The sequence below is a fragment of the Streptococcus sp. 27098_8_134 genome (genome assembly GCF_041431675.1).
In the GTDB taxonomy this organism is placed as follows: Bacteria; Bacillota; Bacilli; order Lactobacillales; family Streptococcaceae; genus Streptococcus; species Streptococcus sanguinis_R.
The window spans coordinates 283013-303990 of the sequence record NZ_JAPVYD010000002.1; the positions used below are offsets into that span (position 1 = coordinate 283013).

Sequence of the window (20978 nt, forward strand, 5' to 3'; positions counted from 1 at the left end):
TTTTAAATATTACAAAAGAGTTACAAAACGAATAAATTCGAATGAAAAACCACTCCTTTATATTTTTTTGCTATAATGGTTTTATGAAAAAGATAATTATTACAGCAACAGCTGAAAGTATAGAGCAAGTTGAGGAACTTTTGGAGGCGAATGTCGATCGAATTTATGTCGGTGAGAAAAATTATGGCCTTCGGTTGCCTCATAATTTTAGTTTAGACGAATTAACTCGAATTTCTGACTTGGTTCACCAAGCAGGAAAAGAGTTGACCGTTGCAGTGAACGCGCTCATGCATCAGGAAATGATGGATAATATCAAGCCCTACCTTGATTTTTTGCAGGAGATTGGGGCAGATTATATTACCGTTGGGGATGCTGGTGTTTTCTATGTGCTGCAGCGCGACGGTTATAAATTAAAAACCATTTACGATGCCTCGACCATGGTTACCAGTAGCCGTCAGATTAACTTTTGGGCTAAGAACGCAGGAGTTTCAGAAGCTGTCCTAGCGCGTGAGATTCCTTCTGCTGAGCTTTTTAAGATGCCAGAAATTCTGGAAATTCCTGCTGAAGTCTTGGTCTATGGGGCTAGTGTCATCCATCACTCCAAGCGTCCTCTTTTGCAGAATTACTATAATTTTACTCATATCGATGATGAGAAGACGAGAGAACGGGATCTATTTCTGGCAGAACCAAGCGATCCGCAGAGTCATTATTCAATTTTTGAGGACAATCATGGTACTCATATTTTTGCCAATAATGACTTGGATTTGATGACCAAGCTGATAGAATTGGTTGACCATGGCTTCTGCAACTGGAAGTTGGAAGGTCTCTACACACCAGGTCACAACTTTGTCGAGATTGCTAAGATTTTTGTAGAGGCGAAAGATTTGATTGAAGCAGGCAAGTTTAGCTTAGATCAAGCCTTTGTGCTGGATGAGGCGATTCACAAACTGCATCCGAAAAATCGTTTTCTCGATACAGGATTTTATGACTATGATCCCGATATGGTAAAATAATATAGAAACGAGAACTCTTTTTAGGAGTTCTTTTTTGAGAACAAAAAAACATTGATAAAGTAGAACTAAAAAATAGATGTTTTAAAATATTTTTTTGAATTAATTCGAATAATCTAAAAATTAAAATTGTGAAAATAATTCAAAGAACCTTGCTTTTAGGTGTAAATTACTATAAAATAATAAGGATTAGACATCAACACTTTTATATTGCAAATAGGAGAAAATGATGGCAAGAAAGTTGAAACGACCAGAGGTGTTATCACCTGCTGGTACTTTGGAAAAACTAAAAGTAGCTGTTCGATATGGAGCAGATGCTGTTTTTATTGGCGGTCAAGCCTATGGTCTGCGCAGCCGGGCTGGGAACTTTACCTTTGAACAGATGGAAGAAGGGGTTCAGTTTGCGGCTAGTTATGGTGCCAAGGTCTATGTCGCGGCCAATATGGTCATGCACGAGGGCAATGAAGAGGGGGCTGGTGAGTGGTTCCGCCGTTTGCGAGACATCGGGATTGCGGCTGTCATTGTTTCAGATCCAGCTTTGATTGCTATCGCAGCATCAGAAGCACCTGGTCTAGAAATCCACCTATCGACTCAGGCCAGTGCGACCAACTATGAAACGCTGGAATTCTGGAAAAATCTAGGTCTGACTCGAGTTGTCCTAGCTCGCGAAGTTTCTATGGCTGAGCTGGCTGAAATTCGCCGACGGACTGACGTTGAAATAGAAGCCTTTGTTCATGGAGCGATGTGTATTTCCTACTCTGGACGCTGTACATTATCCAACCATATGAGTATGCGCGATGCCAATCGTGGAGGCTGCTCGCAATCCTGCCGTTGGAAATACGACCTCTACGACATGCCTTTTGGACAAGAACGTAAGAGCTTGAAGGGTGAAGTTCCAGAAGAATTTTCTATGTCCGCAGTTGATATGTCCATGATTGACCGCATACCAGACATGATTGAAAATGGAGTGGATAGCTTGAAGATTGAGGGACGGATGAAGTCTATTCATTACGTTTCTACGGTGACTAACTGCTATAAAGCAGCTGTAAATGCTTATCTAGAAAGTCCTGAAAAGTTTGAAGCTATCAAGCAGGACTTGGTTGATGAGATGTGGAAGGTTGCTCAACGCGAATTGGCCACAGGATTCTACTATCATACTCCAACTGAGAATGAGCAGCTGTTCGGAGCGCGACGCAAGATTCCAGAATACAAATTTGTAGCAGAAGTAGTATCCTATGACTCAGACAGTCAGACAGCGACTATCCGTCAGCGCAATGTTATCCATGAAGGCGATCAGGTTGAATTTTACGGACCGGGCTTCCGTCATTTTGAAACCTTTGTCACAGATCTTCGTGATGCTGAAGGGAATAGAATTGATCGGGCTCCTAATCCGATGGAGCTTCTGACTATTCACTTGGATCAGCCCGTAGAGGCAGGTGATATGGTGCGGGCTCGCAAGGAAGGCTTGATTAATCTATACAAGGAGGATGGCACTAGCGTGACAGTCCGAGCTTAATCTTATATTCATAGGTGGCTTTTTAATCTAAAAGCCATCTTTATGAATACAGGTTTTCAGAGAGGAAATAGCATGATTCAGGTTTACGGAGATATTCTTGATGAGGAGACTCGATGCCAGCATTATTACAGTGAGAGAGATATCATAGCTCTTAAGTGCTTTGCTTGTCAGAAATACTATCCTTGCTTTCTCTGCCATGACCGCTACGAAGATCATGCTTTTCTGGCCTATCCTGTGAGTCGGTCAGAAGATCGAGTAGTCCTTTGCGGCCATTGCAGGACTGAGCTGACTATTTCTCAGTACCTTGGCTGTGAGGATACCTGCCCTTTCTGCGCTCATCCTTTTAATCCTGGATGCAAGAAGCATCGATCAATTTATTTTCAGACAAATAAATAACTCTTCCATCCAGCTGGATGGAAGAGCTATCTTTTGAAACGACGATTGGTGATGCGAATGTCCTTCTTTTGGGCTTCACGGATATTATTGGGTACGAGACTGATTCGCTTTATGTCCTGCACGCGGATAATAGTGGTCATACTTTTCTTGAAATTCTTGATAATCAGCTGCAGGCGCTCGCGATCGTATTTAACAATATCGCCAGTGAAGCTTTTATCCAGAAAGATAACGTGGACACCAGATTGTTTTCGCAGAGCTAGCTCGATGGTACGCAGGATGCGGCCGCTGTCCTCTGGTCCTTGTTCATTCTTTTTGCCACTGATAAATTCGTTGGCTCTTTGTAAAATCATTTCGAGATATTTTTTCATAGCTAAAATCTCCATAACTTGTTACAATATATTATATAACAAAATTCCCTAAATTGTAAATTCTTTTACGAATTATTAGTTGGAAAATAAAACAAGAGGTGAAATATGGCAGAATTTACATTCGAAATCGAAGAAAAACTTCTGGTCCTGTCTGAAAATGACAAGGGCTGGACCAAGGAGCTCAACCGCGTTAGCTTTAACGGAGCACCAGCTAAGTATGATATTCGGACTTGGAGTCCAGACCACAGCAAAATGGGCAAGGGAATTACACTATCTAATGAAGAATTCCAAGTTCTCGTGGATGCATTTAAAAACTGATAGAGAAAGCTCTATCAGTTTTTTCTATTTCTCTGAAAAGTAGGGATGGAATTTCAGACTCTTAAAAATAGGAATGCTGATGATGGTGATGACAACCATTTTTAGCAAGTCTGGCAGGATAAAAGGAGTAAGACCAACCGCGACTGACTTAGAGAAATCAAATCCTCCCAAGAAATGGAGTCCTAGGATACCACCGACAAAGACGAGAGCATCACCCAATACATTGGCTATAAAAACCATATAGAAAGGACTGTCCTTATGGGTCAGACTGGATGTCACAAAGGCAAAGAGTAAGTAGAACCAGAGATAGCCGGCGCTAGGGCCCAAGAGAGCCTGGAAACCACCGCTTCCTCCAGCAAAGACTGGCAGACCAATAGCTCCTAGTAGCAGATAAATAAAGACTGACAAAACAGCTTCGCGAGGTTTGAAAATCGTTGCAATCAAACCGACAGCAAAAGTCTGCAGCGTGATGGGAACGGGGCCAATGGAAATAGTTAATTGGGATAGGACAGCTAGGAAGGCAGCTCCGATAGCTGGGAGGGCAAGAAGAAATGCTTTGTTCTTGTTCATAAATAGTAAACCTCTTTTTAATTTTATGGTAACTATTTTAAAAGCTAAATAAAAAAAAGTCAAGTCCTTCTTAATCGGACGAGGCAAATATACAGACAGATTCTTATTTCTCTGAAAAGTAGGGATGAAACTTCAGACTCTTAAAAATAGGGATGCTGATAATGGTGATGGCAATAATTTTTATCAATCCAGGCAGGATAAAAGGAGTTAGGCCAACCTCTACTGACTTAGAGAAATCAAGTCCTCCAAAGAACTGCAGCCCTAAGATACCACCGACAAAGACGAGAGCGGCACCCAATACATTAGCTATAAAAATCATATAGAAAGGACTGTCCTTATGAGTCAGACTGGATGTCACAAGCGCAAAGGGTAAGAAGAACCAGAGATAACCGGCGCTTGGACCAAAGAGAGCCTGAAAACCACCGCTTCCTCCAGCAAAGACCGGCAGACCAATAGCTCCCAGCAATAGATAAATAATGACTGACAAAACCGCTTCGCGAGGTTTGAAAATCGTCGCAATCAGACCGATAACAAAAGTCTGCAGCGTGATGGGAATGGGGCCGATGGAAATAGTAAATTGGGACAGGACAGCTAGAAAAGCTGCTTCGATAGCTGGGAGGGCAAGAAGAAAAGCTTTGTTCTTGTTCATAAATAGTAAACCTCTTTTTAATTTTATGGTAACTATTTTAAAGGCTAAATAAAAAAAGTCAAGTCCTTCTTAATCGGACGAGACAATTATACAGACAGATTCTTATTTTCGTTTCTTGCTTCTGATGAGCAAGACGATGAAGGCGATAAGACCAAAAATATTAAAGAAAAGGATGCCCAAGGCCGCAAGAAGTTTTTTTGTTTTACTCATCAGTTTTCCTCATTTCTGGATTGCTTTGTACTATCATATCAAAATTTTCAATGTTTGAATAGGCTTCATTAGAAAAATTAGCTATAGCTTCAAACTATATTCTTATCAATAAAAAAGAATTATCTAAAAGTGCTATAAAGAATTGCAGCAGTACACTTTGATTGATATAATAATGCAAAAGTAAATAAGAGTTTTTGCTAGAGGTGTGGGTGCGTAATCAACATCTTCCTAAAGCAAGACTGACTAGATTGGAGAAGGCTATGACAGATTTATTAAAAATTTATCAGGAACTACAGGAGAAAAAATGGGTTAACTTGTCCCATCAGATCAAGGAAGATAGTCCGCATTTTCCAGCTCTACCTGCCTTGGAGAAGAAGGACATTTTCACTTTGAAAGACGGTTTTCATGTTCAGCAGTTTTCTGTAGTTGGCCAGTACGGGACTCATATTGATGCTCCGATTCACTTTGTGGAGGGTGGTCGCTGGTTGGAAGAGATTGAGCTAAAAGATCTTTTCCTGCCCTTGGTGGTTATTGATAAGTCTAAAGAAGTAGCAGAGAATCCAGACTTTATTCTGGGCAAGCAGGATATTTTAGATTTTGAAGCGGAGCACGGGCAGATTGAGCCAGGAACATTTGTTGCCTTTCGATCAGACTGGTCCAAGCGTTGGCCGAGTCAATCAGCTATGCGCAATCTGGATGATCAGGAGATTCAGCATACTCCCGGGTGGGGACGAGATGCTCTAGAGTTCCTCATCCATGAGCGTGGTGTCAAGGCGGTAGGTCACGAAACTTTTGATACAGATGCGGGTATTCCTACAGCGGAGCATGGGCTGCTCAATGAATACTATCTTTTGGAGCAGGATATTTATCAGCTAGAAGTTATGACCAATCTGGATCAGCTGCCGGCTAAGGGTGCTCTCATTTCTATTAGCTTTCCCAACTGGCATCAAGCCAGCGGTTCACCAGTGAGGGCTATAGCTATTTTACCATAAAGAAAAAGGAGTCTGAGATTTCATTTCAGGCTCCTTATCGTCTATAAAAATTAGCAAGTAAAGCATGTTTTTCATAATCTTTAGAAATTCTTTAATATTTCTTGATGGATATTTGATAATTATCTTTTAAAATAGTGATGTAGAAGTTTATGGTCTGAAAAAATCTGACTTTCTTTCATTAAGTGGATATTTCAAAGGGATATCAAATGAACCTGAAATAGCTAAAATTTACAATCTTACAAAAATGTAAGAATTGTCAGTAAAATGAAAGATTAGGTTATGGAACGGTCATCATCTTTATTATAAAATGGTAGCAGAAATCAAAAAGAGGCTGGAATACCAAACCTCTTCTGATTTTGAATTTTTTATCGCATGGTCACGAATTCTTCGGAGCCAGTCGGGTGAATAGCAACTGTAGCATCAAAGTCAGCTTTAGTAGCACCCATTTTGATAGCAACTGCGAAACCTTGAATCATCTCGTCTACTCCGTAGCCAATACCGTGAAGGCCAACGACCTTTTCATCCTCACCGGCAGTGATGAGCTTGAACTTGGCCTGTTGGCGGTGCTGGGTGACAGCTGAATACATGGATGTGAAGCTAGATGTGTAAACGTGAATATTTTCAGCTCCGTAAGTCTTGATAGCCTCTACCTCAGTTAGGCCGACTGTCCCAATAGCGGGATGGGAGAAGACGACAGTTGGAATAGTTGAGTAGTCCATTTTAGCATTTGTTTTACCATTGAAAAGACGCTCAGACAGAGTTCGTCCAGCCTTGATAGCAACAGGAGTTAATTCTTTTTCGCCTGTTACATCGCCGAGAGCATAGATGCCAGGAACCACAGTGTTTTGGTACTCATCTACAGCGATAAAGCCACGTTCATTGAGAGTGACGCCAGCTGCTTCCAGATTGAGGTCTTGAACGTTTGGCTTACGACCGATTGCCCAGATAACATGCTGGGCTGTGTGACTGCTGCCATCTTCAAAGTAGAGCTTGAGCTGACCATCAGGCAGTTTTTCCAGCTTTTGTGGAATCTTATGAGTATGAAGCTGGAGTCCAGACTTTTCCATTTCTTGGAGCAAACCGTCAATCAGATAGCTGTCAAAGTTGCGTAGTGGTCGATCCTTACGGACAAAAAGGTCTGTTTTAACTCCCAGAGCATGGAGCACGCCGGCTAGCTCAACTGCTATATAGCCTGCTCCGACAATGGCCACAGATTCAGGTAATTCTTCCCAAGCAAAGACATCATCAGAATTTTCTCCGTAGCCTGCGCCAGGGATCTTGGGGATAGCTGCATGAGCACCGGTCGCAATGACAATGTGCTTGGCACGAATAAGTTCACCGTTGACTTGGACAGTGTTTGCATCTACAAAGCGGGCACGGCCTTCGATCAGCTCAACCCCATTCCGCTTGAAGCTACCATCGTAAGACGAACGTGCTCTGTCAATATAAGCTTCACGATTTTTCCGAAGGGTAGCAAAATCAAAAGTTTGATTGTCAGAAGTAAAGCCGTAGTCCGGTCCATAATGCTGGATAGCTTCAGCGATTTGAGCTCCGTACCACATAATCTTCTTTGGGACACAGCCGACATTGACACAGGTGCCACCCAGTTTCTTTTCTTCAATAACGGCAACCTTGGCACCGTATTCGCCGGCCCGATTCATGGTAGCAATTCCCCCGCTGCCACCGCCAATAGCAATCATATCAAATTCTTTCATCTTTTTAGAATCTCCTTCTATTATATGAGGTAATTGTACCTTTTTTAGCAGGTGAATGCAAAAATCTGCTACGGATTTAAGTGGAGTGACTATCTGAGATAAAATAGCAACCATTTGTGAGAAACTGTAAATTTTTTTAGAAGAATTATGATAGCCTTGTGATATAATATAACAAAAGAAAATCGTTTTCATCAAGAGGAGGAAAAGAGATGAAAAAGTTAAAGAAATGGCAATTATTTAGCATTATTGGAGCTACGATTGCAGTTGTTGCAGGAGCAATTCTCTTCATGTTTCTAAATGGAGGGAATCCTTCTGAGGCACCGGTCGATACGACTCCGCTGGTTCAGAAGGCCAAGGAAGGCTCAGTGGCTTCTTCAGTCTTATTGACAGGAAATGTCACAGCCAGCAACGAGCAGTACATCTACTATGACAGCACCAAAGGTGACTTGGAAAATGTACTGGTCAATGTTGGTGACCAAGTGACTGCCGGTCAAGCGTTGGTAACTTATAAAAGTGCAGAGGCTCAGGCAGCTTATGATGCGGCTGCTCGGGCGGTTAGCAAAGCTGATCGTCAATTGCATGACTTGCAAACCAATGGTGTGACTGTAAATACGACTGGCGACGAAGAAGCAGATGGGGCGTCTGAAGCTCAGGCTCAGCGTTCTGTAGAGTCTCAGGCAGCTGACCTGCGCGATGCTCGAGCTGATGCAGTGGATAATATGAACAAAGCACAAGCTACTCTCAATGCCTTGACAGTGACAAGCACTGCAGATGGTACGGTCGTAGAAGTCAACCGTGATGTTTCAAAATCAACAACGGGTGCCACTCAAACCTTGGTTCACATCGTCAGCAATGGGAATCTGCAGATTAAGGGTGAATTATCCGAATACAACCTGGCTAACTTGTCTGTCGGTCAAGAAGTGACCATTACATCAAAAGTTTACCCAGACAAGAAATGGACTGGTAAAATCAGCTACATTTCCAACTATCCGAAAGACGGCCAGCAGGCAGCAGCTCAACCATCTGGAACAGGTGGCAGCGGAACAGCTTCAGGTTCCAAATATCCATTTACAATTGACATTACCAGCGAGATTGGTGAACTCAAGCAAGGTTTCTCTGTCAACATTGAAGTTAAAAACAATACTCAGGGACTCATTGTGCCAGTCAGCAGTGTGGTAATGGATGGAGACAAGAACTATGTTTGGGTTCTGGAAAAAGGAGTTGCCAAGAAAACAGAAGTGACGCTCGGAAATGCTGATGCTGAAAATCAAGAAATCTCATCTGGTTTGACAAAGGATAGTAAAGTTATCATCAATCCGACAGATAGCTTGAAAGACGGTCAAGAGGTGAAATCTTATGAAGAAGCTAATTGAGTTAAAAAATATTAATAAGAGCTATCGCAATGGAGACCAGGAACTGCAGGTATTAAAAGACATCAGTCTGGAAGTTGAAGAGGGCGAGTTTGTTGCCATCATGGGACCGTCTGGATCTGGTAAGTCTACACTGATGAATATCATTGGGATGCTGGATCGTCCGACCACTGGTGAATACCATCTGGGAAGCGAAGAAGTAGCTAAGCTAGGTGATAAGAAGCTGGCCAAGGTTCGAAATAAGCAAATCGGCTTTGTCTTTCAGCAGTTCTTTCTCCTATCTAAGCTCAATGCCTTGCAAAATGTGGAACTGCCCTTAATCTATGCAGGTGTCGGTCTATCTAAACGTAAGTCCTTGGCCGAGCAGTTTCTGACCAAGGTGGAGCTGGACACGCGGATGCATCACCTGCCTTCAGAGCTTTCCGGAGGACAGAAGCAGCGGGTAGCCATTGCGCGTGCTTTGGTCAATAATCCCTCTTTGATTCTGGCTGACGAACCAACAGGAGCCTTGGATACCAAGACTGGTGAGCAAATTATGGAGCTCTTGACTGAGCTCAATCGAGAAGGGAAAACCATTATCATGGTAACCCACGAGCCTGAGATTGCTGCCTATGCCAAACGGCAGATTGTCATTCGTGACGGTGTCATCTCATCTGATAGCTCTAAGGAAGGAGGACTAGTCTAATGCAAAACTGGAAATTTGCCATTAGCTCCATTCTTGGACACAAGATGCGGTCTTTCCTGACCATGATTGGGATTATTATCGGAGTGGCTTCGGTTGTGGTTATCATGGCCTTAGGAGATTCTATTACCCGGCGAGTTAATGAGAGTTTTACCAAAAGTCAGAAAAACATGCGTCTCGTTTTTTCTCCTAAAAAGAGCAAGGACGGCTCCTACACACAAACGGCTGATCTTTATTCAGTAAATGTGGAAGATGAAAGCGAGGAAGTGGTGGAACCACCCAAGGCCCAGGAAGCCTGGGTTAAGGAATTGACCCATATCAAGGGAGTGGACGGCTACTATGTGACCAACTCAGCTATGGAAACCTTTAGCTACGAAAATAAGCAGGCTGAGCGCGTCAACTTTGTCGGTGCAAACATGACCTATATTCAGGTAAAAAAATACAAAATCATTGCTGGTCGTGCTTTGAGGCAGCAAGACTATCAAGGCTTTGCAAGTGTTGTGCTGCTGGACGAAGATCTGGCTGCGACTCTCTTTTCTTCCGCTGAAGAAGCAATCAATAAAATTGTGACAGTGGGTGCCAGTAACTATCGGGTGATTGGGGTTTATAGAGATCCTGAAACTGCTGCTGCATCTGGCTCCATGCAGGTCTATGGTGGCAATGCCATTACGACGAATACTCTCATAGCTGCCAACTTTGGAGTAGATGAGATTTCAGAGATTGTTCTTCGAGTGAATGATACCAGCTTGGTTCCAGAACTTGGTCCTAAGGTTGCCAAGAAATTAACAGAAATTGCTGGTCTCCAACAGGGGGAATATCAAGTGACAGATGATAGTGCCCTTTATCAGGAAGTGCAAAATATTTATGGTGCCATGACAGGAGTTATCGGTGCTATCGCCGGGATCTCACTTTTTGTTGGTGGTATCGGCGTTATGAATATCATGTTGGTATCGGTCACTGAGCGGACTCGTGAAATCGGTCTACGAAAAGCTCTGGGAGCAACACGTGGCAACATACTGATGCAATTTCTGATTGAGTCTATGATTTTGACACTGATTGGTGGTTTGATTGGACTGGTTCTAGCTGCAGGACTTGCGTCTGTACTAGGCTCGGCCATGAGTCAAATGCTGGAAGGAACTCCAGTGACGGTATCACTCACAGTCAGCATCATTAGCCTTCTCTTCTCAGCAACCATCGGTGTTCTCTTCGGTATCCTGCCGGCCAACAAGGCCTCTAAACTAGATCCAATTGAAGCATTGAGGTATGAATAATACAACAAAAAGTCTGGTTTCCCAGACTTTTTTGTGATGTAAAAAATCCTGCTGGAATTCCAGCAGGATTTGCATTCTTAATATCGTATAAAATACAGATTATTTCATCGTTGGGAAGAGCAGGACATCGCGAATGGTAGTCACGTCGGTTAGTAACATAACCAGCCGGTCGATACCGATTCCCAGACCTCCAGTTGGTGGCATACCATATTCCAGAGCTTCGACAAAGTCATAGTCGATGCCAGTTGCTTCGTCATCGCCCAGTTCTTTGGCTTTTGCTTGTGCTTCAAAACGAGATAATTGATCGATTGGATCGTTCAACTCGGTGAAGGCATTGGCATATTCTTTGGTCATGATGAAGAGCTCGAAACGGTCCGTGAAGCGTGGATCTTCTGGATTTTTCTTGGCCAGAGGTGACACTGCTACAGGGTGACCGTAGACAAAGGTTGGCTGAATCAAGGTTTCTTCCACAAATTCTTCAAAGAAAGCATTGATAACATGACCAACTTCGGTGAAGTGCTTTTCAAGCGGAACTTTCTTTTCCTGAGCTAAGGCAGCAGCTTCTTCAAAGCTCATATCTTGCCAGAAATCAACACCCGTAATTTCCTTGATGGCATCAACCATGTGAACCCGTTTAAACGGTTCGTTGATTTTGATTTCAGTTCCTTGGTAGTTGACTGGTCCATCTCCATTGACAGAGACAGCAGCATGTTGGATAATGCCTTCAGTCAAGTCCATAATATCTTGGAAATCTGCATAGGCTTGGTAAACCTCGATGGAAGTGAACTCTGGATTGTGAGTTGCGTCCATTCCTTCGTTACGGAAGATACGGCCAATCTCATAAACTCGCTCCATACCACCGACGATAAGACGTTTAAGATGAAGCTCAGTTGCAATCCGCAGTACCATATCAATGTTTTGGGCATTGTGGTGGGTGATAAATGGACGAGCAGCAGCACCGCCTGCTTCGTTATGCAGAACAGGAGTTTCAACTTCAAGGAAACCTTGTCCATCCAAGTAACGACGGATTTCTGAGATGATTTTTGAACGAGTGACAAAGCGTTCAAAGCTTTCGCGGTTGGAAATCAAATCCAAATAACGCTTGCGGTAGATGGTTTCGACATCTGTCAGGCCGTGGAATTTTTCAGGTAGGGGACGCAGAGCCTTAGACAAATGAGTAAGGTGGGTCGCCTTGATAGAAAGCTCCCCCATATCTGTCCGCATAATCTCACCTTCGATACCGAGGAAATCTCCTAAGTCAGCCTTTTTGAAGATTTCATAATTTTCTTCACCAACCGCATCTTTACGAACATAAATCTGGATTTGGCCTTCACGGTCTTGGATGTGGGCAAAGCCAACCTTTCCTTTGCCACGCTTGGTCATGAGACGGCCAGCGATAATAGCTGTTTCATTGAGTTCGTTTAATTCTTCTTTATCTTTATCGTTGTATTTTTCTTTCAGTTGAGCAGAGTTAGCAGTTCGCTCAAAGCGTTTGCCAAAAGGGTCAATTCCCTGCTCAGCCAGCGCAGCCATTTTTTCACGACGGATAATCTGCTGGTCGTTTAATTCCTCGATATGTTCAGTAGTCATGTTTTTCCTCCAAAAGTTTTCCTACCTATTTTATCACAAAAGATAGGGAAATTCATCTATATTTGGCTATAAAGTAAGAAAAAAAGCTAGAAATCCAGCTTTAATTTTCTGCCTTTTCAAGTAAGTAATCCGTATTATTCCAAGTGATCAGCTCAAAATTCTCAAAGTCTTCTGTTTCAAGGATGGTGATACTGGCATTGGTCAGACCGCCATTCTTGCGCAGGAGAGGTGTGTCATAGCCCAGCATGGTTCGAATGCTGGCGGTTAAGTTGGCTCCGTGCCCGACAATAAGCACTTGTTCGTAGTTCTTGTCCTTTAAGGTCTTGATAAAGGAAATGGTCCGGTGGGTCGTATGATAGACCGACTCAGCGTCAAAAAAAGTATGATTAAATTGCGAAAGGTTGTGGCGGAAGGCAGCCATCTGATGCGGATAGATGGCTTCTATGGTAGAGATTTTTGCGCCTTCCAGTTTTCCCAACTGCCATTCTCGCAGTTCAGGTACTGATACGATTTCAGTCGGAAACTGGCTTTCTTCTTGGATAATCTCAGCAGAGCGAACGGCACGTGGGAGATCGCTGCTGTAAATCTTGTCAAATTGTGTCTGAGCCAGATGTTTTCCTAGGGTTTGCAGTTCTTCAACGGCGGTTGGCAGCAGTGGCGAATCACCGCTAGCTCCCTGAAAGCGGCCTTCCTGATTCCATTCAGTCCTTCCGTGTCGGACAAAGTATAATTTCATAGTGCTTGATTGTTTCTTTCTTATTAGAGTTTATTGAGAATATTAGGTGCAATATTGAAGAATTATGAGCTAGGATTTTCCTTGAGGTCTGCAAAGTCAGCTTGAACAAAATCCGCCAAATCTCGAGCTTTGATTTCGATACTGCGGCCGACTTCGCCAGCAGAAACGATGATGCTATCTCGCTCTAGAGCTGACTGGTCAATATAGATTGGAAAGTTGTGCTTTTGCCGGATACCGACAGGATTATTGGCTCCGTGGATATAGCCCGTTGTCTTTTCCAAGTTTTTCTGAGGAATCATGCTGACTTTTTTATTGCCGGAAATCTTGGCCATTTTCTTTTCAGATAGATGCTCTGTGATTGGCAGGATACCGATTAGTATGCCAGTCTTGTCTCCTGTCAAGGCCAAGGTTTTATAAATCTGCGAACGGTCCAAACCATCGACTGGCTGTTCTGCTAAGGCATTTAGCTGCAGACCTCGATGTTCAATCTTAGCCTTGCTTAAAATTTGCTCGACCAGTGTTTTTTTGATTTTTGTTTTTTTAGCCATTAGTGTATCTCTCTTCTAATTGTGACATCCAGAGTCCCAGCCAGGTTCCCAGACCGAAGAAAAAGGCTGCAAGGACAAGTGTCAATATAGAAACTCCATGATAGCTAATGCTTTCACTGTTTCCTGCTTGTGGCACTACAATGAGAAGTGTACTGGATAGGACAATGCCAATGATAAAGTGATAGACACGAGAGTAGTAGTTTTTCAAAATATGATCCATCAGCTTAGAGAATAGAATCAGTGCCAAGGCGCCTCCGATTCCAATCGGAAGAAAGGTGCCCAAGAGATCCAGTTTGCGAAAGCCATTCAGCATGGGGGCATAGAGTCCTAAAATTAAGAGAAGGTTGGACGGACTGAGTCCAGGAATCAAAATGCCCAGTGCAATCAAAGCTCCTGCTAAGATGAAAGAGAGAAAGTTGGCTGGCAAGGTGCCGACCATCCCATTTAGGGAATAAAGAAAGATTCCAGAAAGGATGAGGCTGACCCAGAAAACGAGAATATCAGTCCGATCACGCTCACTTTTAGCAACAGACTCTTTAATGAGGCTGGGAACAGTCCCGATAATAGCTCCGGCAAATCCCCAGAGGACAATCACTTTGTAGTTGTCCAGAAGCAGATTGACAGGATAGGAGAAAGCAGCAATTCCTAAAATCATTCCGATTCCAACTGGTATGAAATAGAGAACATTTTCGACAAAGTTTTCTTTTAAATGTGCTAAAAAATGAATCAGGCGCTCGTAAATACCTAAGATAGCTGCTAAAACACCGCCTGAAACTCCCGGCAAAATAAAGCCAAGTGCAATGACCATTCCTTTGAAAATTCTATTCAACCAAGAAATCATTGTATTTTCCTTTTCTAATTTCATTTATCAAATCATTATATCATAAAATATAGGCTTTATTAAGAGGGAATGGCTGGAAATTTCCTATTTTGTGACAATAAAAAACGACAGCAGTCTTTGAGAATTGAGCTGTCGTTCTGAGCTATTGACTTTCTTTAGGAACTGTAAATAGCTTTTGATAGGTAGCTGTCTGGTCTTTCAAGGTTGACAGCTGGTTCAAATCAAGATAATGAGAGAAACCAGTCAGCTGTCCTTGTGATGTGTACTGATGCAAGTCGTAATCTTGCTCCGTATTTGGTGCGGCATTGTAGTAGCCGTCGTCATTACCATAAGTCGGAATCCAAATTGCTGTGAACTTATCGGTAGAGATGCTATGCTCCTCCATAAAATAAGTTCCAATATAGATACCAATATTTTTAACACCAAGTGACTCTAGCTTGGCTCGGAAAGCTTCAACTCCCGCATTCATGTCAGACATGGTTTTTTCTTCGACGTCTAGCCAATAATAGGTTGGATGGTACTTGGCAGAAGCCTTGTAGAAACTTTCAGCTTCTTTTTCCATTTCCTTTTTGCTATTGGCGGCCACATAGGCATAGACAGCGACAGGGATGTTGCGCTTTTGAAATTCTTTGATATGTCTTTCATAAGACTTGTCCAGACCATTCAGATGGGTTGCTGCGTTTTCTTTTTTTGCCTGCGCTCCACTATGAACACGGACAATTACTCCTGAAACATTCTGTGCGAGTAAGTCGTAATTAATCTCACTTGGCAGCTGCCAGCCAGAAATGTCAATGATTGGTCTGGAAATAAACTCTTCATCCAAGGACGAATCGTCAGATGTTTCCTCTTTTTTTGAGGAACTTGGAGTTTGTTTAGTTTGTGAAATTTTTGCCTGTGCTTGCTTTTCCTGAGAGTCAGTAATTTGCTTGCTTATCAAAATAAAAGTGATAAAGGAAGCAAAGAAAATTAGGATTGCAAGCGGTTTAATCCTCTTCCTCATACTGGTTTATTTTAACTTAAAACAAATAAAAAAGCAAAAAATATCCCCAGAATTGCTGGAAAATGAATAAAATGTAATATAATTGAAATATTATAATGCAAAAACAAGACGTTTTGAAAGCTCAAAATGTCTTGTTTTTTTAAAAGAGCTTAGCTAAGCTGTGGACGGTGAGTTGCCGTTGGATAAATCGTTTTGCTTTTTCCTACTTTTTATAATAGCTTTTGAATGAGCTCTTCAATCTTTTTGGGAGAAGTTTGCGGAGAGAAGCGTTTGATGACTGTTCCATCTCGGCTGACCAGAAACTTTGTGAAATTCCATTTAATCTTCTCACCCAGAAGGCCGCTTTTTTCTTTTTTGAGCCAGTCAAAGAGTGGAGCAGTATGAGGGCCATTGACCTCGATCTTAGCAAATCGGGGAAAGGTCGTTCCGTAGTTAAGGCTGCAAAAGCTATTGATTTCTGCAGCGTCTCCAGGAGCCTGCTGGCCAAACTGATTGCAGGGGAAATCCAGGATTTCAAATCCGTCTTTCTGATAGCGCTCATAGAGTTCCTGCAGTTCTTGATACTGAGGAGTGAAGCCGCAGCCGGTCGCTGTATTGACAATCAGCAGAATCTTTCCTTTATAATCACTCATTTTTTGCAGACTTCCGTCTTGTTTTTTAATTTCAATATCATAAATGTCTGTCATCTTATACTCCTTTGTTTGCCTCCTATCTTATCACAGTTTTATGTAAAAAGGCGAAAGCAAGTCCTTATTATTCCAGTCTCTGTACTAATGCTTTTTTTTCAATCCAAAAGGTGGTATAATGAGAATTGAATTTTTAGAAGTTTAATGGTGAAATATGAAAATTGACAAGAAGCACTTGTTGAATTATTCCATCTTGATTCCCTATTTGATTTTATCTGTTTTGGGATTGATTGTGGTCTATTCAACGACGAGTCCTACCTCGATTCAGGCCGGAGGAAATGGTTTTGGCATGGTCTTGAATCAGGGGATTTTTTGGGTAATAAGTCTCTTTATAATTGCGCTCCTATATAGAATCCGCTTGGGTTTCCTGAAAAAAGGAGGCATCCTGACTATAGTTATCTTTGCTGAGATTATCCTCTTGCTTTTATCTCGTTTTATAACAGGGACTATTAACGGCGCCCATGGTTGGCTCAAGCTTGGAGCTTTCAGTATTCAGCCTGCGGAGTATTTGAAGATTATTCTGGTCTGGTATCTAGCTTTTCGCTTCACTAAGAGGCAGGAGGAGATAAAGGTCTATGATTATCAAGCTCTGACTCACAATCATTGGTTTCCTAAAGCTTTTAACGACTGGCGGACCATGGTGGCTATTCTGATTGGGATTGTAGCGATTATGCCAGACCTTGGAAATGCGACTATTCTATTTTTGACCGTCGTAATAATGATAGCTGTCAGCGGGATTGGCTATCGATGGTTTTCTACGATGCTGGGAGCCATTGTCAGTGTTTCGGGATTGGTTCTGGCGAGCATTTGGTTGATTGGGGTTGAGCGCGTGGCCAAGATTCCAGTCTTTGGGTATGTGGCCAAGCGTTTCAGCGCTTTCTTCAATCCCTTCAAGGATTTGTCTGGCTCTGGCCACCAATTGGCTAATTCCTACTATGCTATGAGTAATGGCGGCTGGTTTGGTCTAGGCTTGGGTAACTCTATTGAGAAGCGCGGTTATCTGCCGGAAGCTCATACGGACTTTGTATTTTCTATCGTGATAGAGGAGTTTGGTTTCTTTGGTGCCAGTCTGATTCTGGCCTTGCTCTTTTTCCTGATTCTGAGAATTATCTTGGTAGGGATTCGGGCTAAGAATCCATTTAACTCCATGATGGCTTTGGGAATCGGCGGTATGATACTCATGCAGACCTTCATCAATATCGGTGGAATCTCAGGTCTCATTCCTTCTACAGGAGTAACCTTCCCCTTCCTATCGCAAGGAGGGAACAGTCTTCTGGTCTTGTCAGTAGCCATCGCCTTGGTACTCAATATTGATGCCAATGAGCGACGTGATGCCCTCTATGAACAGATGGAAGCGGAGGCGCAAGACCAGTCTGAGGAAGCTTAAACTCAGTTCGTATGAACGGTTGTTGCAAAAATGAAAGGTGCAGATTATGTCATTTAACAAATTAGAAAGCTACAGCAATAAAGAAGTGATTCGAGAAGAAGTCGCTATTTTGACAGACTTGCTTGCTGATATTACTCGGAATCTTCTCAGCCCTGAGACCTTTGAAAAAATCTCCCTCATGGAGGAGTTGGCAGTTAACTCCAAATATCATGAGTTAAAAGCGATTGTAGAAGAGCTAACGACAGATGAAATGGTTTATATTTCTCGTTATTTCTCTATTTTGCCGCTTTTGATTAATATCTCAGAAGACGTGGACTTAGCTTATGAAATCAACCACCAGAACAATATTAATCAAGATTATCTTGGAAAGCTATCAACAACTATTGACCTGATTTCAACGCGGGAAAACGCTCAGGAAATCTTGGAAAATCTGAATGTTGTGCCAGTACTGACTGCTCACCCGACTCAAGTTCAGCGCAAGACTATTCTGGACTTAACCAATCATATCCATAGCTTGCTGCGTCAGCATCGAGATGTTAAAGCAGGACTAGTCAATGAGAAGAAGTGGCTAGGAAATCTCCGCCGCTATATTGAGCTTATGATGCAGACAGATATGATCCGTGAGAAGAAGCTGAAAGTGACCAATGAGATTACCAATGTCATGGAGTACTATAACAGCTCTTTCCTACAAGCAATCACCAACTTTATGGTCGAATACAGACGCTTGGCAGAAGAGCGGGGCATCAAGCTGGATAATCCTAAGCCTATTACCATGGGAATGTGGATTGGCGGTGACCGAGATGGCAATCCTTTTGTAACCGCAGAAACCCTTAAACTGTCAGCCACCCTCCAGAGTGAAGTCATCCTCAACTATTACATTGACAAGGTTTATACACTCTATCGCACCTTTTCGCTCTCGACCAACCTATCAGAAACCAGTCAGGCAGTAGCAGAAATGGCAGCTCTGTCTACAGACAAGTCTGTTTATCGGGAAAATGAGCCTTACCGCCGTGCTTTTCACTATATCCAGTCCAAGCTGATTCAAACCTTGCTTTACCTAAAAGAAGGCAATTTCTCAAATGATGGTCAGCGATTGACTGACCGAGCTGAGGAAAAATTTTCTGCGAAGGCTAACCTTTCTGTCAGCAATAAAGGAAGAGAAATCATTCCTAACTATATCCAGTCTCGTATCAGCGAGACTCTGACTGAGCTCAAGAAAGAGGAGACACCTTCTTACAAAACAGCTCAGGAATTCAAGGAAGACTTGCAGGTCATTTATGATTCTCTTATCGAACATCATGGCGAAGCCTTGGTAAATGGGGACTTGACTGAACTTCTCCAAGCGGTTGATGTTTTTGGCTTTTTCTTGGCCAGCATTGATATGCGGCAGGATTCCAGCGTTCATGAGGCCTGTGTGGCTGAGCTCTTGGCTTCAGCTAATATTGTTCAAGATTATAGTAGTCTGTCTGAGGAAGAGAAGTGCCAAGTACTGCTCAAGCAGCTGCTTGAAGATCCTCGTATCCTATCAGCTACTCACGAGCCTAAGTCTGAACTCCTGCAAAAAGAACTGGAGATTTTCAAAACAGCCCGTCAGCTAAAAGATGCCATTGGTGAGGAAGTCATTAAGCAGAATATTATCTCTCACTCGACCAGTGTATCAGATCTACTTGAGTTGGCTATTATGCTTAAGGAAGTAGGGCTGATTGATGAAAACGGGGCACGTGTCCAGATTGTTCCGCTCTTTGAGACCATTGAGGACTTGGACAATTCCTGTGATACTATGGAGAAATACCTGTCTCTGCCAATTGCGCAGAAGTGGATTGCCTCTAAGGATAATTACCAGGAAATTATGCTGGGCTATTCAGACAGTAATAAGGACGGTGGTTACCTATCTTCTTGCTGGACTCTCTACAAGGCTCAGCAGCAGCTGACAGCCATCGGTGATAAGTTTGGCGTGAAAATCACCTTCTTCCATGGCCGGGGAGGTACGGTGGGACGTGGTGGCGGCCCAACCTATGAAGCTATTACTTCTCAGCCACTCCGCAGTATCAATGACCGGATTCGTCTGACTGAGCAAGGGGAAGTTATTGGAAATAAATATGGAAACAAAGACGCAGCCTACTATAACTTGGAAATGCTGGTATCTGCCGCCATTAACCGCATGGTAACTCATAAGAAGAGCGATAGCCATACTTCTGATAAATATGAGCGAATCATGGACCAAGTAGTCAATCGCAGTTATCAGATTTACCGTGATTTGGTCTTTGGCGACGAGCGTTTTTACGATTATTTCTTTGAATCCAGCCCAATCAAGGCTATCTCTAGCTTTAATATCGGTTCTCGTCCAGCTGCTCGTAAAACCATCACTGAAATCGGTGGTCTCAGAGCTATTCCTTGGGTCTTCTCATGGTCTCAAAGTCGAGTTATGTTCCCAGGCTGGTATGGTGTTGGGTCGAGTTTCAAGGAATTCATTGATGAAGACCCAGAAAATAACTTAGCTTTTCTGCAATTTATGTATAAGAGATGGCCTTTCTTCAAGTCACTCTTGTCAAATGTAGACATGGTTCTGTCTAAGTCAAATATGAATATCGCTTTTGAGTATGCGCAGCTTTGTGAAGATCAGAATGTGCGAGATATTTTCAATATTATCTTGGATGAGTGGCAGCTGACTAAGGATGTCATTTTAGAGATTGAAGGTCATGATGAGCTCCTAGCAGAAAACACCTATCTGAGAGATAGCTTGCACTATCGTATGCCTTACTTCAATGTTTTGAACTATATCCAGCTAGAATTGATCAAGCGTCAGCGAAACGGCCAGCTCACACCTGATCAAGAAAAACTGATTCACATCACCATCAACGGTATTGCGACTGGTCTGCGAAACTCTGGCTAATACAAAGAGAAAATCGGAATTGTTCCGGTTTTTTCTATTTTTGTAACCAAAGGGCTACTTAATTCGTTATATTTGTGACAGTTCAACCGCTTTTCTTGGTATCAAGCCTACTACAAATTAGACAAGGAATAATTCACAAAAAAATGCTAAAAGACTTGCATTTTCATTTAAATTTGATAAAATAGTAAGGAAAGTTAGACTGTATTGCCTACTGTCTATCTATAAAATAT

Annotated in this window: 20 protein-coding genes; 10 read left to right on the forward strand and 10 right to left on the reverse strand. The window is 42.6% G+C overall.

The genetic code is table 11. The annotated features are described in order from the left end of the window. Positions 1 to 83 precede the first annotated feature (83 nt). The 3 genes from O3620_RS05905 to O3620_RS05915 all read left to right on the forward strand — a co-directional run bounded on the left by O3620_RS05905 (position 84) and on the right by O3620_RS05915 (position 2922). Positions 84 to 1013 carry a peptidase U32 family protein gene (locus tag O3620_RS05905; protein ID WP_371601531.1) on the forward strand — a complete coding sequence of 310 codons (930 nt, stop codon included), beginning with the start codon at positions 84 to 86 and terminating at the stop codon, positions 1011 to 1013. Between the two features lie 226 nt (positions 1014 to 1239). Continuing rightward, positions 1240 to 2526 (forward strand): U32 family peptidase, encoded by a 1287-nt coding sequence (locus tag O3620_RS05910; protein WP_125336792.1) that lies wholly within the window; start codon positions 1240 to 1242, stop codon positions 2524 to 2526. Positions 2527 to 2598: 72 nt separating this feature from the next. Continuing rightward, entirely contained in the window at positions 2599 to 2922 is a 324-nt protein-coding gene (locus O3620_RS05915; RefSeq protein WP_185756462.1) for a CHY zinc finger protein, read from the forward strand. 26 nt (positions 2923 to 2948) lie between these two features. Here O3620_RS05915 and O3620_RS05920 read toward each other — a convergent pair whose 3' ends face one another. Beyond that, complete coding sequence (locus tag O3620_RS05920) at positions 2949 to 3305, reverse strand: hypothetical protein (RefSeq protein WP_002899965.1); 357 nt, start codon at positions 3303 to 3305, stop codon at positions 2949 to 2951. Between the two features lie 90 nt (positions 3306 to 3395). Here O3620_RS05920 and O3620_RS05925 point away from each other — a divergent pair, with 90 nt between their 5' ends. Then, positions 3396 to 3608 carry a YdbC family protein gene (locus O3620_RS05925; RefSeq protein ID WP_002897227.1) on the forward strand — a complete coding sequence of 71 codons (213 nt, stop codon included), beginning with the start codon at positions 3396 to 3398 and terminating at the stop codon, positions 3606 to 3608. Positions 3609 to 3632: 24 nt separating this feature from the next. Here O3620_RS05925 and O3620_RS05930 read toward each other — a convergent pair whose 3' ends face one another. Further along, positions 3633 to 4178: a biotin transporter BioY gene (locus tag O3620_RS05930; RefSeq protein WP_002913391.1), complete on the reverse strand. Its 546-nt coding sequence runs from the start codon at positions 4176 to 4178 to the stop codon at positions 3633 to 3635. 103 nt (positions 4179 to 4281) lie between these two features. After that, positions 4282 to 4827 (reverse strand): biotin transporter BioY, encoded by a 546-nt coding sequence (locus O3620_RS05935; protein WP_125336803.1) that lies wholly within the window; start codon positions 4825 to 4827, stop codon positions 4282 to 4284. Positions 4828 to 5297: 470 nt separating this feature from the next. Between O3620_RS05935 and O3620_RS05940 the strand changes: the two genes are divergently transcribed. Beyond that, positions 5298 to 6029, forward strand: coding sequence for a cyclase family protein (locus O3620_RS05940; protein ID WP_049553300.1), 732 nt, complete (start codon positions 5298 to 5300; stop codon positions 6027 to 6029). 365 nt (positions 6030 to 6394) lie between these two features. On the opposite strand, the gene gorA is transcribed toward O3620_RS05940, so the two are convergent. Next, positions 6395 to 7744, reverse strand: coding sequence for a glutathione-disulfide reductase (gene gorA / locus O3620_RS05945; protein WP_032911128.1), 1350 nt, complete (start codon positions 7742 to 7744; stop codon positions 6395 to 6397). A gap of 209 nt (positions 7745 to 7953) precedes the next feature. On the opposite strand from gorA, the gene O3620_RS05950 reads away from it, so the two are divergent. The 3 genes from O3620_RS05950 to O3620_RS05960 are packed head-to-tail and all read left to right on the forward strand — an operon-like array spanning position 7954 to position 11067. Beyond that, a complete protein-coding gene (locus O3620_RS05950) occupies positions 7954 to 9117 on the forward strand; it encodes an efflux RND transporter periplasmic adaptor subunit (protein ID WP_002920756.1) in 1164 nt (387 codons plus the stop codon). Continuing rightward, positions 9101 to 9799, forward strand: a complete 699-nt coding sequence (locus O3620_RS05955; RefSeq protein WP_004186170.1) for an ABC transporter ATP-binding protein — start codon at positions 9101 to 9103, stop codon at positions 9797 to 9799. Before O3620_RS05950 ends, O3620_RS05955 begins: the two co-directional genes overlap by 17 nt. Continuing rightward, positions 9799 to 11067 carry an ABC transporter permease gene (locus tag O3620_RS05960; RefSeq protein ID WP_371601532.1) on the forward strand — a complete coding sequence of 423 codons (1269 nt, stop codon included), beginning with the start codon at positions 9799 to 9801 and terminating at the stop codon, positions 11065 to 11067. The genes O3620_RS05955 and O3620_RS05960 overlap by 1 nt, the downstream gene beginning before the upstream one ends. Positions 11068 to 11166: 99 nt before the next feature. Here O3620_RS05960 and lysS read toward each other — a convergent pair whose 3' ends face one another. The 6 genes from lysS to O3620_RS05990 all read right to left on the reverse strand — a co-directional run bounded on the left by lysS (position 11167) and on the right by O3620_RS05990 (position 16468). Beyond that, complete coding sequence (lysS, locus tag O3620_RS05965; RefSeq protein WP_002894992.1) at positions 11167 to 12657, reverse strand: lysine--tRNA ligase; 1491 nt, start codon at positions 12655 to 12657, stop codon at positions 11167 to 11169. A 100-nt stretch (positions 12658 to 12757) separates the two neighbouring features. Continuing rightward, positions 12758 to 13393: a histidine phosphatase family protein gene (locus tag O3620_RS05970; RefSeq protein ID WP_002918714.1), complete on the reverse strand. Its 636-nt coding sequence runs from the start codon at positions 13391 to 13393 to the stop codon at positions 12758 to 12760. A gap of 62 nt (positions 13394 to 13455) precedes the next feature. Then, positions 13456 to 13941, reverse strand: coding sequence for an aminoacyl-tRNA deacylase (locus O3620_RS05975; protein ID WP_371601533.1), 486 nt, complete (start codon positions 13939 to 13941; stop codon positions 13456 to 13458). Further along, positions 13934 to 14782, reverse strand: coding sequence for a DUF368 domain-containing protein (locus O3620_RS05980; protein WP_185681441.1), 849 nt, complete (start codon positions 14780 to 14782; stop codon positions 13934 to 13936). Before O3620_RS05980 ends, O3620_RS05975 begins: the two co-directional genes overlap by 8 nt. A gap of 142 nt (positions 14783 to 14924) precedes the next feature. Next, positions 14925 to 15782: a glycoside hydrolase family 25 protein gene (locus O3620_RS05985; protein ID WP_223313318.1), complete on the reverse strand. Its 858-nt coding sequence runs from the start codon at positions 15780 to 15782 to the stop codon at positions 14925 to 14927. 209 nt (positions 15783 to 15991) lie between these two features. Beyond that, positions 15992 to 16468 carry a glutathione peroxidase gene (locus O3620_RS05990; RefSeq protein ID WP_268685993.1) on the reverse strand — a complete coding sequence of 159 codons (477 nt, stop codon included), beginning with the start codon at positions 16466 to 16468 and terminating at the stop codon, positions 15992 to 15994. 154 nt (positions 16469 to 16622) lie between these two features. On the opposite strand from O3620_RS05990, the gene ftsW reads away from it, so the two are divergent. After that, positions 16623 to 17855 carry a cell division peptidoglycan polymerase FtsW gene (ftsW, locus tag O3620_RS05995; protein ID WP_002894999.1) on the forward strand — a complete coding sequence of 411 codons (1233 nt, stop codon included), beginning with the start codon at positions 16623 to 16625 and terminating at the stop codon, positions 17853 to 17855. Between the two features lie 46 nt (positions 17856 to 17901). Continuing rightward, complete coding sequence (ppc, locus tag O3620_RS06000; RefSeq protein ID WP_371601534.1) at positions 17902 to 20748, forward strand: phosphoenolpyruvate carboxylase; 2847 nt, start codon at positions 17902 to 17904, stop codon at positions 20746 to 20748. Positions 20749 to 20978: the final 230 nt, after the last annotated feature.